The organism is Microbacterium sp. W4I4 (assembly GCF_030816235.1).
In the GTDB taxonomy this organism is placed as follows: Bacteria; Actinomycetota; Actinomycetes; order Actinomycetales; family Microbacteriaceae; genus Microbacterium.
Window position 1 is genome coordinate 482,126 of record NZ_JAUSXT010000001.1, and the last position, 12,699, is coordinate 494,824.

The 12,699-nt window shown below is 67.0% G+C and carries 12 protein-coding genes; 7 read left to right on the forward strand and 5 right to left on the reverse strand.

Annotation, left to right across the window (positions count from 1 at the left end; genetic code table 11):
• Positions 1-43: 43 nt before the first annotated feature.
• Positions 44-937, reverse strand: coding sequence for a carbohydrate ABC transporter permease (locus tag QF046_RS02250; RefSeq protein ID WP_307365775.1), 894 nt, complete (start codon positions 935-937; stop codon positions 44-46).
• Positions 934-1,833, reverse strand: coding sequence for a carbohydrate ABC transporter permease (locus QF046_RS02255; protein WP_307365777.1), 900 nt, complete (start codon positions 1,831-1,833; stop codon positions 934-936). Before QF046_RS02255 ends, QF046_RS02250 begins: the two co-directional genes overlap by 4 nt.
• A 92-nt stretch (positions 1,834-1,925) precedes the next feature.
• Between QF046_RS02255 and QF046_RS02260 the strand changes: the two genes are divergently transcribed.
• From QF046_RS02260 to QF046_RS02290, 7 genes are all read left to right on the forward strand, one after another.
• Entirely contained in the window at positions 1,926-2,972 is a 1,047-nt protein-coding gene (locus QF046_RS02260) for a LacI family DNA-binding transcriptional regulator (RefSeq protein WP_307372638.1), read from the forward strand.
• Between the two features lie 85 nt (positions 2,973-3,057).
• Positions 3,058-3,666: a Holliday junction branch migration protein RuvA gene (gene ruvA / locus QF046_RS02265; protein ID WP_307365779.1), complete on the forward strand. Its 609-nt coding sequence runs from the start codon at positions 3,058-3,060 to the stop codon at positions 3,664-3,666.
• Complete coding sequence (ruvB, locus tag QF046_RS02270) at positions 3,659-4,693, forward strand: Holliday junction branch migration DNA helicase RuvB (protein ID WP_307365782.1); 1,035 nt, start codon at positions 3,659-3,661, stop codon at positions 4,691-4,693. Before ruvA ends, ruvB begins: the two co-directional genes overlap by 8 nt.
• A 69-nt stretch (positions 4,694-4,762) precedes the next feature.
• A complete protein-coding gene (yajC, locus tag QF046_RS02275; protein ID WP_307365784.1) occupies positions 4,763-5,179 on the forward strand; it encodes a preprotein translocase subunit YajC in 417 nt (138 codons plus the stop codon).
• 35 nt (positions 5,180-5,214) lie between these two features.
• Positions 5,215-6,957, forward strand: coding sequence for a protein translocase subunit SecD (secD, locus tag QF046_RS02280; RefSeq protein ID WP_307365786.1), 1,743 nt, complete (start codon positions 5,215-5,217; stop codon positions 6,955-6,957).
• Positions 6,957-7,946: a protein translocase subunit SecF gene (gene secF, locus QF046_RS02285; RefSeq protein WP_307365788.1), complete on the forward strand. Its 990-nt coding sequence runs from the start codon at positions 6,957-6,959 to the stop codon at positions 7,944-7,946. The genes secD and secF overlap by 1 nt, the downstream gene beginning before the upstream one ends.
• An 80-nt stretch (positions 7,947-8,026) precedes the next feature.
• Positions 8,027-10,279, forward strand: coding sequence for a bifunctional (p)ppGpp synthetase/guanosine-3',5'-bis(diphosphate) 3'-pyrophosphohydrolase (locus QF046_RS02290; RefSeq protein ID WP_307365791.1), 2,253 nt, complete (start codon positions 8,027-8,029; stop codon positions 10,277-10,279).
• Here the strand turns inward: QF046_RS02290 and QF046_RS02295 are convergent.
• The 3 genes from QF046_RS02295 to QF046_RS02305 form a co-directional block, all read right to left on the reverse strand.
• The gene (locus tag QF046_RS02295; protein ID WP_307365793.1) at positions 10,266-10,829 is read right to left on the reverse strand and encodes a hypothetical protein; all 564 of its coding nucleotides are present in this window, start codon (positions 10,827-10,829) and stop codon (positions 10,266-10,268) included. The two genes, QF046_RS02290 and QF046_RS02295, sit on opposite strands and share 14 nt — an antisense overlap.
• A gap of 75 nt (positions 10,830-10,904) precedes the next feature.
• Complete coding sequence (locus QF046_RS02300; protein WP_373425644.1) at positions 10,905-12,251, reverse strand: DUF349 domain-containing protein; 1,347 nt, start codon at positions 12,249-12,251, stop codon at positions 10,905-10,907.
• A 58-nt stretch (positions 12,252-12,309) separates the two neighbouring features.
• Positions 12,310-12,615, reverse strand: a complete 306-nt coding sequence (locus QF046_RS02305) for a hypothetical protein (RefSeq protein ID WP_307365795.1) — start codon at positions 12,613-12,615, stop codon at positions 12,310-12,312.
• Positions 12,616-12,699 lie beyond the last annotated feature (84 nt).

Below are 12,699 nucleotides of genomic sequence, written 5' to 3' on the forward strand. Positions count from 1 at the left end.
GTGTTGCTCCTTCTGTCTTGGTCGTGCTGTGCAGGGTGCGGATTCAGCCCTTCACCGCGCCGGCTGTCATGCCGTCGATGAAGAACCTCTGGAAAGCGAGGAAGAGGATGAGGATCGGGATGAGGGAGAAGAACGATCCGATGATCAGCAGCTCGTAGTTGTTCCCGTAGGGCGTCAACAGGGTGTTGAGGCCGATCGGGAGCAGGAACTTGTCGGGGGAGCGCAGCACCAGCAGCGGCCACAGGAACGTGTTCCAGACCGTCATCCCGTTGAGGATGGCCATGGCGGCGAACGCCGGTCGGGCGATCGGCGCGACCAGGCGGAAGAAGATGCCGAACTCCGAGACCCCATCCACCCGCCCGGCCTCGAGGATCTCCCGCGGCACGCCGAGGAAGTACTGCCGGAAGAAGAAGATCGTCACCGCCTGTGCCAGGAACGGCAGCACCACGATCCAGTACTGGTCGGCGGCGCCGATGTCGTTCACCTGCACGTACAGCGGCAGCATCAGCATCTCGAAGGGGATCGTCATCAGAATGATCACCAGGATGAAGCCGAGGCTCTTTCCCCGGAACTCGTACATCGCGAAGCCGTAGGCCACGAACGAGCTGATCAGCAGAGTGCCCACCACCTGGATGACGGTGATGATGAGGCTGTTCCAGAACCACTGGAAGTACAGTCCGGAGTCGGTGAACAGCATCACATAGTTGTCGAGGCTGAGCTCGGAGAAGTCGAACGAGAACGACATCCCGTTGCGGATGATCTCGTTGCCGTCCTGGAACGTCCCGACGAAGATCGCCAGGATCGGCACGAGCGACACCAGCGCGATCAGGACGAGGAACGCGCTCTGGATCAGAACGGCCGTGCGACGCGAGATGCGCGGGCGCTCGACGACGATGGTGCGGTCGGTCTCGGACGAAACCGTGGTCTGGGTCGTCATCGCGCGGACTCCTTCTTGAACGTGCCCGTGGCGGTGAGCTGGGTGAGGTTGATCACGAGGACGAGGACGAGCAGTACGACGCCGACGGCGGAGGCGAAGCCGAGGTCGTTCTCCTGGATGCCCTTGCGGTACAGGTATCCGACGATCGTGAGGCCCTGATTGTTCGGGGAGTTGTTGCCGGCGTAGAGCATGAAGCTCTCCAGGAACATGGCCAGCCCGCCGTACACGCTGATGGTCGTGACGTACACGATGGTGGGCTTGAGGCCGGGCAGGGTCACGTTGAAGAACTGCTGGATCTTCCCCGCGCCGTCGATGGATGCCGCTTCGTAGTACTCCGAGGGGATCGCCTGCATGCCGGCGAGGAAGTACATCGTGTTCACTCCCGCCCAGCGCCAGAGGGCCAGGAGCAGCAGCGCGAACAGGCCCGTGAGGTCCTCGCGCAACCAGCGCACCGGGCCGAAGCCGAGGAACGAGACGACCTGGTTCATCAGCCCCGAGTCCGTCTCGGAGAACATGAGCCGGAACACGATGCCGGCCACGACGACGGAGGTCAGCGCGGGTACGAACAGCGATGACTTGAAGAAGTTCTTCATACGCACGCTGCCGAGCTTGGAGTTGATGATCGCCGCGAGGATCATCGGGATCGGGACCAGCACGATGAGGGTCAGCACCATGTAGCGGATGCTGTTGAACATCGCCTTCCAGAAGACCTGGTCGCGCCAGAGCCGTTCGTAGTTCCGCGTGCCGATGAAGGTCGCCTGGCCGTAGAGCACCTCCTGGAAGCTCATCACCACCGAGCGTCCGACCGGAACGAGCCAGAAGATCAGCAGCGTGAGAACGAACGGGAGGATGAAGAGATACGGCGCGAGGCGCTGGTTGTAGAGAAGCTTCTTCATGCGGTGGTGCTCTTTCTCTGCGACGACGGCGCTTCGGACCCGGCGCTGTGCATTCGGGGGCGTGGCGGGGCATGATGGACGGCGTGGTGACGATGAGGGAAGTGGCGCGCGAGGCGGGAGTCTCGAAGATGACGGTGTCGAACGTCATCAACGACCGGGCCGGTGCGAGCCAGGAGACGCGGGCTCGCGTGCTGGATGCCGCCGAGCGACTGGGCTATCGGATGAACGACGCCGCCCGTCATTTCCGCGCCGGGCGCAGCGGCACCTTCGGGCTGCTCGTGCCGCACCTGGACGGTCCGTACTACGCGCATCTGACCGCACGACTGGACACGCTGGCCCGAGCGCAGGGCTACCACGTGATCCTCGAACGCACGGGCGCCAGCCGTGAGGGCGAACTCGCCGCGCTGGCGACGGACCGCATGCGCTCCTACGACGGAATCGTCTTCAGCCCCGTGGAACTCGACATCTCCGACGTGATCGCCGCGGAGATCAGCTCCCCGATGGTCCTGCTGGGTGAGCGTCGACTGAGCGGTCCGTTCGATCACGTGATGATGGACAACGTGGGCGGTGCGGAACTGGCCACCACCCACCTGATCGAGGGCGGCGCGACCCGCATCGCCCTGGTCGGCGGATGCCGAGGCCGACTCGGCATCAGCATGCCGACCCTGCGAGCGCGCGGTTACCGCCGTGCTCACGAGCTCGCGGGAATCCCGGTCGACGACCGACTCATCGGCGTTGCAGCGTCGTTCACCACGGTCGACGGGTACCAGGAGATCATGCGGCTGCACGAGGAGGGCGTGCCGTTCGACGGCGTCTTCGCGCTGACCGATGCCGCCGCGATGGGCGTGCTGCGGGCGCTCGTCGATCTCGGGGTGCGCGTCCCCGACGAGGTCCAGGTGATCGGATTCGACAACGACCTGGAGGGCGACTACCTCATCCCGCGTCTGACGACCATCGATCCCGGGAACGACTCGATGGCCGAGCACATCATGCAGCGGCTGCTCGGTCGGGTCGAGGGGCGATTCGCGGTTGGTGAGCAGGCAGTCGAGGTGGTGACGACTGCTCGAGTCGTGGAACGTGAAACGACGCGGTCGAGCATTCGCCGAAGGGTGATCGATCACGTAACCGCTCTTCCTTGAGGTCGGGTATTTACCGGTACAGTATTGGGCGGCGGGGCGCCTGTCAATCGCCGGGGAGTGTCGGCGTCCTCGGTAGGCTGGGGACATGATCTCCTCGTTGCGCGGCATCGTGCTGCACACGGCATCCGACCGCGTCATCATCGAGACGGGTGGCGTCGGGCTGTCGGTGTTCGTGCCGGCGGACGTGGCTCACATCGCGACCGAGGGCGAGCAGCTGCGGCTGCACACCAGCCTCATCGTCCGCGAGGACGCCCTGACGCTGTACGGATTCGCCGACCGCGACGAGCTGGAGATCTTCGGACAACTGCTCAGCGTCACCGGTGTGGGCCCGAAATCCGCCCTCGGAGTCCTGTCGCACCTCACGGTCGACCAGATCGCCGAGGCGGTGACAGGGGAGGACGACGCGCCGTTCCGGCGAGTGTCCGGCATCGGGCCGAAGACCGCGAAGCTCATCGTCGTGCAACTCGCCGGCAAGGTGCATGCCCGCGTGACGAGCTCGCCGCCGGCGACCGCCCCGAACAGCGTGGTCGACCAGGTCGTAGCGGCTCTCGTGGGTCTCGGCTGGACCGAGAAGGTCGCGGTGGAATCCGCCGCCGAGGTCGCTGAGGGTGCGACGGATGCCGAGCGGGAGTCCGTGCCCGCACTGCTGCGCCGTACTCTCGCCGCCATGGGGCCTGGTGTCAAGCGTGGCTGAGCACGAGGCGCGCGACGCCGCTGAGGCGGTCGACGAGACAGAGCTGGCCATCGAGGGCGCACTGCGCCCCACGAGCCTGGGGGAGTTCGTCGGGCAGCCCAAGGTGCGCGGGCAGCTGCAGCTGCTGCTCGAGGCGGCCCGCATTCAGGACCGCCCGGCCGACCACATCCTGCTGGCCGGGCCTCCCGGACTCGGCAAGACCACCCTCGCCATGATCGTCGCCCACGAGAGCGGGCGCCCCCTGCGGCTGAGCAGCGGACCTGCCATTCAGCACGCCGGGGATCTTGCGGCCCTGCTGTCAAGCCTCACGCCCGGTGAGGTCCTCTTCATCGACGAGATCCACCGCATGGCGCGCTCCGCCGAGGAGATGCTGTACCTCGCCATGGAGGACTTCCGCATCGACATCATGGTCGGCAAGGGCGCCGGCGCCACCAGCATCCCGCTCGATCTCGCGCCGTTCACGCTGGTGGGGGCGACCACACGCTCCGGCCTGCTCCCGAATCCGCTGCGCGACCGATTCGGGTTCACCGGTCACCTCGAGTTCTACGAGGAATCCGACCTCGAGCGGGTCATCGCCCGCTCCTCCGGGGTGCTCGGCGTCTCACTGCCGCACGAATCACTGGTCGAGATCGCCCGCCGATCGCGTGGCACGCCGCGCATCGCGAACCGACTGCTGCGCCGCGTGCGCGACTATGCGCTCGTGCACGGCGGCGGGGAAGTGGCTTCGATCGCGGACGTGCGTGCCGCGCTGGAGCTGTACGACGTCGACCCGATCGGGCTGGACCGACTGGACCGCGCCGTGCTGGACGCCCTGGTGCGCCGTTTCCGCGGTGGGCCCGTGGGGCTCAGCACGCTCGCGGTGGCCGTCGGTGAAGAGGCGGAGACCGTCGAGAGCGTCGTCGAGCCGTTCCTCGTGCGCATCGGTTTCCTCGGGCGCACGCCGCGCGGGCGGATCGCGATGCCGGAGGCGTACGCGCACCTGGGCGTGAAGCACCCCGAGGGTGCGGCATTGTTCGATGACCTATAATCACTGAAGACTTCCCCCCTCCTCACGCACCGCCGCGTTCGGCGTGCACCTCGAAAGGCTCTCGCTCTTATGGAAATCATCCTCTTCGGTCTTCTCGCCGTGATGCTCGTGTTCATGTTCCTGAACAGCCGCAAGCGTCAGAAGCAGATGAAGGCGCAGCAGGAGGAGAAGGCGACGAAGACGGTCCCCGGCGCCAAGGTGCTGCTGCAGGGCGGCCTGTACGGCACGGTCGTGTCCTACGACCCGGTCGACCTCGACAAGCCTGCAGAGATCGAACTCGCCCCCGGTGTGGTGATCGAGGTGCACAGCCAGTCGATCCTTCGCATCGTCGAGCCGACCGAGGATCTGGAGTCGGATGAGGCCGATGAGGACGACGAGGACGAGGCCGAGGTCGTGGAGGATGCTCCCGCGGACGGCATCGAGTCGATCCAGGTGGAGACGCCGGAAGAGACCAAGGCGCGTCTCGAGCGCAACAACGACAACTGACGCACGGCGTCTACTCTCGCGGAAAGCGGAACCACGTGGCATCCACATCCCCGACTCGCCATGCCTGGCGGGTCCTCCTCGGCCTGCTCATCGTCACGGCGGTGCTGTTCGGCATCAACTCGCTGGGCGTCTATGTGTTCAAGACGGACGCGGGCAAGGCCGCCAGTGCATGGGCTCCTGAACTCGCGCTCGACCTGCAGGGCGGAACGCAGATCATCCTGGAGGCGGCGACGCCCGATGGATCCGCCCCTTCGCAGGAGCAGCTGAACCAGGCCGTCTCGATCATCCGCCAGCGCGTCGACGCCTCGGGCGTCGCCGAGGCGGACATCACCACTGAGGGCGGTCGGAACATCGTGGTCCAGATCCCTGGGCCCGCCGACCAGCAGACCCGCGACCGCATCCAGGCCAGTGCCAAGCTCGAGTTCCGTGCGGTCATCCAGACTGCAGCGCCGGCGACCGAGTTCGCCGGCGAGGACGGCAAGAGCACGCCGTACCCGACCCCCGACGCGTCGCTGCAGGCCACGCCGACGGTCAAGCCGACGGATGACTCCGATCCGAACTGGGTGACCCCCAAGCTCCAGGCCGAACTCCTCGCCTTCGACTGCAACGCCGAGCGCGACGGCAACGCGCCCGAGGACGAACCGCTCATCGCGTGCGAGTCCGACGGTTCGGCCAAGTACATCCTCGGCCCGATGGAGCTGGACGGCACCGTCATCAACGACGCCACCGCCGGTCGCGAGCAGCAGTCCGGCCGCTGGACCGTCAACCTCGAGATGGATGCCAAGGGGACGAAGGTCTTCGGCGAGATCAGCCAGCGGCTGAACGCCAACCGCCTCGCGAACCTCAGCCCGCGCGACCAGTTCGCGTTCGTGCTGGATGGCAAGGTCATCTCCGCGCCCGTCATGCAGGCGGCCATCCTCAACGGCAAGCCGAGCATCTCGGGCAACTTCACCCAGGAGAGCGCGAAGGCCCTCGCCGATCAGCTCAAGTACGGCGCCCTGCCGCTGAGCTTCACCGTGCAGAGCTCGGACACCGTCTCCGCGACGCTCGGCTCGCAGCAGCTGCAGTACGGGCTCATCGCGGGTCTGATCGGTCTCGCCCTGGTGGCCTTGTACTCGCTGATCACCTACCGGGCACTCGGCTGGGTGATCATGGCCTCGATTGCCGTGATGGGCGTGCTGACGTACATCATCATCGCGATCCTCGCCTGGCGGATGGGGTTCCGACTCTCGCTCGCCGGTGTCGCGGGTCTGATCGTGTCCATCGGATTCACCGCCGACTCGTTCATCGTGTACTTCGAGCGAATACGCGATGAGCTGCGTGACGGAAAGTCGATCACCGCGTCCGTCGAGGACGGCTGGGGTCGCGCCAAGCGCACGATCTACATCTCCAAGTCGATCAACGTGCTGGCGGCCGTGGTGCTGTTCATCCTCGCGGACGCCACGGTGAAGGGCTTCGCGTTCACCCTGGGTCTCACGACCCTGATCGACGTGTTCATCTTCGTGATCTTCACGCACCCCGTCATGCAGCTGCTCGCCCGCACGCGCTTCTTCGGCGGCGGACACAAGCTGTCCGGTCTGGACCCGCATTCGCTGGGGGCCGTGTACCGGGGCCGCGCGCAGTTCCGCGATGTGACCGTCGGTTCGACCGGCCGCGCCGCCCGCGCGAAGGGCGCACGCGGTGAGGCCGAGAAGCGGCAGACCATCGCCGAGCGCAAACGCGCAGAATCATTCGCCGCCTACGGATCCAAGGATGCCGGAAAGGACTCCGACTCCTGATGTTCTCCATGAATGAGTTCGGCAACAACCTGTACTCCGGCAAGACGTCCTTCCCGTTCGTCGCCAGGCGCAAGCTGTGGTTCGTCATCGCGATTCTGCTGGTGGTCGGCTCCGCTCTCGTGCCGCTGTTCCGGCCGGTGCAGTTCTCCATCGAGTTCACCGGCGGCTCCCAGTTCATGGTCGTCGACCCCTCGTCGCGGAATCAGAGCCTGGCCACCGAGGCCGTCCGCTCGGTGGTCTCCGACGCCACCACCAAGGTCGTCATCGTCAACGACAAGGACGTCCGCGTCCAGACCGACCAGATGAGCCCGAAGGACACCCAGCTCGTCAAGGCCGCCCTCGCGGATGCCTTCGACGTGAAGGCCGACGAGGTCGCGGATTCCTTCATCGGCCCGGCCTGGGGTGCGAACGTCACCCGACAGTCGCTGTGGGGCCTGGCGATCTTCCTCGCTCTGACCTTCCTGATCCTCGGGATCTACTTCCGCACCTGGAAGATGTCCGCGGCGTCGATCATCGGCCTGCTCGACGTGCTCATCATCACGGTCGGCATCTACGCCCTCGCAGGGTTCGAGATCTCGCCGGCGGCGGTGATCGGATTCCTGACGATCCTGGCGTATTCGCTGTACGACACCACGGTCGTCTTCGACAAGGTCCGTGAGAACACCGCCGAGGACGTCAACCAGACGACGCGGACGTTCGGCGAGTCGGTGAACCTGGCCGTGAACCAGACGCTGATCCGATCGATCAACACCTCAGTGGTGGCGGCTCTTCCCGTCGGAGCGATCCTCTTCATCGGCGCGCTCTGGTTCGGTGCAGAGACTCTGACGTCCATCTCGCTGTCGATCTTCGTCGGCATCCTGGTCGCGACCTACTCCACGCTGTTCGTGGCAGCGCCGCTCTACGCCGCCTTCCGCGAGCATGAGCCGGCCCTCATCGCGCACGACAAGAAGGTCATGGAGCAGCGCGAGCGCTCCGCTGTCAACGCCTGATCCCACGCGGGCGGGGCTGATCCTGCTTCGGCGGGGAAGGGCCCTCGCCCGCGTAGGATGGATCGGGAACAGGAGTGCAGATGGCGGATTCGCAGGTCACATCGCAGGGTTCCAGCCTGCGTCGGCTGGTACCTCGGATCTTCTCGCGCGCGCCTCGGGTCAACGACCTCGACAACCTGATCCGCACGGTCCGCGCGAACCACCCGCGAGGCGACCTGCCGATCATCGAACGCGCATACCGGGTCGCACGCGACAAGCACGCCGGTCAGGTGCGTCAGAGCGGTGAGCCCTACATCACGCATCCGCTCGCGGTCGCACAGATCCTCGCCGATCTGGGGCTGGGTCCCCGCGCCGTCGCCGCCGCTCTGCTGCACGACACCGTCGAGGACACCGGCTACGCGCTGACGGAGCTCACCGACGCGTTCGGCGACGAGGTCGCCATGCTGGTCGACGGCGTCACCAAGCTCGACAAGGTCAAGTACGGCGAGTCCGCGCAGGCCGAGACCGTCCGCAAGATGATCGTCGCGATGTCCAAGGACATCCGCGTGCTGCTCATCAAGCTGGCCGACCGGCTGCACAACGCGCGCACCTGGGGTTTCGTCCCGCCGGAGAAGGCCGCGAAGAAGGCCAAGGAGACGCTCGAGATCTACGCCCCGCTGGCGAATCGTCTCGGCATCCAGACGATCAAGTCCGAGCTCGAGGATCTCTCCTTCGCGGTGCTGCACCCGAAGATCTACGCCGAGATCAACAGTCTGATCGCCCAGCGGACCCCGCAGCGCGAGAAGTATCTGCAGCAGGTGATCGAAGCCATCGATGAGGATCTGCACGAGCTGCGCATCCGCGGCAAGGTCTTCGGCCGGCCCAAGCAGCTGTACTCCGTCTATCAGAAGATGGTCGTCCGCGGTCGCGAGTTCGACGACATCTACGACCTGATCGGCATCCGCGTCCTGGTCAACTCGGTGCGCGACTGCTACGCCGTCCTCGGCGCCATCCACGCGCGCTGGACACCGCTGCCCGGCCGGTTCAAGGACTACATCGCCACCCCCAAATTCAACCTCTACCAGTCGCTGCACACGACCGTCATCGGGCCCTCCGGCCGCACGGTCGAGATCCAGATCCGCACGCACGAGATGCACCAGCAGGCCGAGTTCGGCGTCGCGGCGCACTGGATGTACAAGGAGCGGATGAACGGCGGCAAGGTCGATCCGCGCAAGAGCGACACCGACATGGCCTGGCTCGCGCACATCTCCGACTGGCAGGCCGAGACCGCCGACCCCAGTGAGTTCCTCGACTCGCTGCGGTTCGAGATCGGTGCCAAGGAGGTCTACGTCTTCACGCCGAAGGGCCGTGTCATCGGTCTGCCGGCAGGGGCCACGACCGTGGACTTCGCCTATGCCGTGCACACCGAGATCGGTCACCGCACGATGGGCGCGAAGGTCAACGGCCGCCTGGTGCCGCTGGAGACCGAACTGAAGAGCGGCGACGTGGTCGAGGTGTTCACGTCGAAGAATCCGGATGCCAGTCCCAGCCAGGACTGGCTCGGATTCGTCAAGAGCACGCGCGCACGCAACAAGATCCGCGGCTGGTTCACTAAGGAGCGCCGCGAGGAGGCCATCGAGCAGGGCAAGGAGGCCATCGCGCGCGCGATGCGCAAGCAGAACCTGCCACTGCAGCGTCTGATGAGCCAGGAGTCGTTCTCCGAGGTCGCCACGCAGCTGCGCTACGAGGACGTCTCCGCCCTGTACGCGGCGGTCGGCGAGGGACACATCTCCACGCAGTCGGTGCTCGAGAAGGTCACAGCGCTGGTGGCCGTGGAGCCGGACACCTCGACGGGTGCGATCCAGCTGCCGGCCCGCGGGCCCGCGCGGGAGAACCGCACCTCCGACTCCGGCATCCTGGTGCGCGGTGCCTCCGACATCCTCGTCAAGCTGGCCAGGTGCTGCACGCCCGTCCCGGGTGATGAGATCGTGGGCTTCGTGACACGGGGCAGCGGCGTCTCGGTGCACCGTCAGGACTGCGTCAACGTGAAGGCGCTCAGCGCGGATTCCGAGCGGTTCATCGAAGTGGAATGGGCGCCGACCACCAAGAGCGTCTTCCGCGTGCAGATCCAGGTCGAAGCACTCGACCGTTCGGCCCTGCTCTCGGACGTCACGCGCGTGCTCAGCGAGCACCACGTCAACATCCTCTCCGCTTCGGTCACGACGACCGACGAGAGACTGGCCCTCAGCCGCTTCGTGTTCGAGATGGGCGACTCGGTCCACCTGGACCGCATCCTCAACGCCGTGCGACGCATCGACGCGGTCTACGACGTGTACCGCGTCACGACCTCCTGACGCCACCGGCGGCGACGAGCGCGTCGACCAGTTGCACGGCGCCGCGGCGCCCCGGACGGCGCGGAGTGGCCTCCAGCCTGACGCGCACGTCGGCGAGGAGCTCCGGCTCCACCAGCAGCAGCGCGCGCAGCCAGGGCGCGTCGGTGTGCGCGAGAGCCGCATCGAAGAGCAGTTCCATCGCAGTCGGCAGCACCCCCGTCACGTGCACGCCCGCGATGGTCTGAACGCTGTCCGGTGCCGCGCGTCCCTCGTGGTAGACCACACGGGGAACGGTGACCGAGCGGAGCCGGGTCGCACTCGTGCGGCGCACGTGGTGCAGCATCGGAGGCGAGTCGCCCGCGCCGTGGATCCATGCGGCGGTGGGACCGCATGCGGCCGTGTTCGCCGGAACCAGATGGGCGATGCTCGTCGCCCTGGCATCCGCTCCCTCCACGGTGTCCATCGGCATGTACCCCTCGCCGACCTCGATGACGTGGCCGTCGAGCCGTGCCGCACCCAGCTCGACGGCGGTGAGCCGGTCGCCGGGGCGGTAGAACAGGGCGGGATGCATGAGAAAAGTATGAGCCGCGCCGCCCGGTGAGGGGCGAGCGCGGCTCACACTGTGGATAACGCGGTGGCGCCGGGGTCAGCCGCCGAGGGCGCTCAGCCAGGTGCGGCGGGCGGCAAGCGCCTCGGTCGCCTCCTTGACGGCCTTGTTGTCGCCGGCCTTCTCAGCCGCGGCCAGCTCGTCCTCGAGCTTCTCGATCGCCTCGAGGAGCTGCGAGCTCATGTCGCCGACACGGGCCTTGGTCTCGGGGTTGTTGCGCTTCCAGTCGACCTCTTCGCGAGACTTGAGCGCCTGCTCGATCGTGCGCATGCGGTCATCGAGCGCACGCTCCTTCTCACGCGGGAAGATGCGACCCACGTCGTCCCACTGCCGCTGGATGCGGGTCAGCAGAGCGCGGGCGCGCTTGAGGTCGGCCTCGTCGGCGACGGCCTTCGCCTCGACGAGGAGCGCCTCGCGCTCCTCGATCCGCGGTGCGGAGTCGGCTTCCTCGGCCGCGGACTGCTCAGCGCGAGCGGCGTAGAGTGCATCGCCGGCCGCCTTGAACTTCGCCCACAGCGCGTCATCGGCCTTGCGTCCGGCACGACCGGCGGCCTTCCACTCGTCGAGCAGGTTGCGGTACGTGGGAATCCCGTCCACGCCGCGTGATGCAAGCGCCTCAGCACGCTCCACCAGGCGCGACTTCACGTCGCGAGCGGCGCGGTGCACGTCGTCGAGCTCGGAGAAGAACGAGCGGCGGGCCTTGTCGACCGTCGAACGGGCGTCGCGGAAGCGCTTCCAGAGCTGCTGGGCGGTGCCCTTCGACAGACGCGGCCCGTTCTGCTGGTGCGCCTGCCAGGCGTCGAAGAGCTCGGTCATCTCGACGGTGACCTGCTTCCACTGCACCTTCTCGAGATCGCGCGCGGCGATGGCCTCGGCCTTCTCGACGATGCTCGTGCGCTCGGCGATGGCCTCGTCGAGGGCCGCCTTCGCGGCTTCCGCCTCCCTGGCGGTGGCCTCGGAGAGGGATGCGATCAGGCTCTCGATGCGGGTGCGCAGACCGACCAGGTCGCCGACGGCGGCTGCATCCTTGGCCTCGCCGAGAAGATGCGTGGCCTGCTTGGTGAGATCGGATGCCGAACTGCCGCCGCCCTGAGCGCGGGTCTCGAGCGTGCCGAGCTTGACGGCCAGGTCGTCGAACTTGCGGGCGTAGTAGGCCAGCGCCTCGTCGGCGGTGCCGTCCGGGTACTGCCCGACGGCGCGCCAGTCCTCGCCTTCGCGGACTTCGACGGTGCCCTCGTCGGTCACGCGTCCCCACTCGGCGGCATCCGATGAGACGGGTGCCGCTGCGGCGACGGGAGCTGCGGGAGCCGCGGCCATGCGGGGCATGGCCAGGCGCGGCGGACCGGGTACGGGCGGCGTGGGCTTGGGGGCGTTGTCGTCAGACACGGTGTTCTCCTTGCGCGGTCGTTCCGCGGGAGTGGAAAGGGACGCTGCTCAGCCTAGTTCACTCGCCGGGCGTCTGCGTGGGCAGCGGGGTGGAGGCGGGAGTGGTCGGAACGGGCGAGGACGTCGTCGTCTCGACCGGAGCTGAAGGAGTCGGTGACGGCGCGGGGGCGGTCACCTGTGCGTGGAGCGTCTGGCTGACCACGGCACCGATCACGATCAGGCCGCCCGCGATCACAGCGATGACGGTGTCCCGGCGACGCCGGGATCCCTGCTTCTCGTTCCACTGCCTCCGGGCGGCGTAGAGCCGCGCCCGCTCGGCATCCGTGCGCGTGCGCTGTGCGCCGCGAGTACCGCGTACCGCCATCGTGTCCCTGTCTCCGTCCTGCGGCGATGCCGCCCCTGCGAGCCTACCGGCGAGGGCCCTCACATCTTCGTTACCCCTTTGTGA

Coding starts and splice junctions, on each gene's coding strand:
- yajC (WP_307365784.1), top strand. CDS start 4,763: ATGGAAATCATCCTCTTCGGTCTTCTCGCCGTGATGCTCGTGTTCATG.
- QF046_RS02255 (WP_307365777.1), bottom strand. CDS start 1,833: ATGAAGAAGCTTCTCTACAACCAGCGCCTCGCGCCGTATCTCTTCATC.
- QF046_RS02305 (WP_307365795.1), bottom strand. CDS start 12,615: ATGGCGGTACGCGGTACTCGCGGCGCACAGCGCACGCGCACGGATGCC.
- ruvA (WP_307365779.1), top strand. CDS start 3,058: ATGATCTCCTCGTTGCGCGGCATCGTGCTGCACACGGCATCCGACCGC.
- QF046_RS02290 (WP_307365791.1), top strand. CDS start 8,027: ATGGCGGATTCGCAGGTCACATCGCAGGGTTCCAGCCTGCGTCGGCTG.
- QF046_RS02260 (WP_307372638.1), top strand. CDS start 1,926: ATGAGGGAAGTGGCGCGCGAGGCGGGAGTCTCGAAGATGACGGTGTCG.
- QF046_RS02295 (WP_307365793.1), bottom strand. CDS start 10,829: ATGCATCCCGCCCTGTTCTACCGCCCCGGCGACCGGCTCACCGCCGTC.
- secF (WP_307365788.1), top strand. CDS start 6,957: ATGTTCTCCATGAATGAGTTCGGCAACAACCTGTACTCCGGCAAGACG.
- QF046_RS02250 (WP_307365775.1), bottom strand. CDS start 937: ATGACGACCCAGACCACGGTTTCGTCCGAGACCGACCGCACCATCGTC.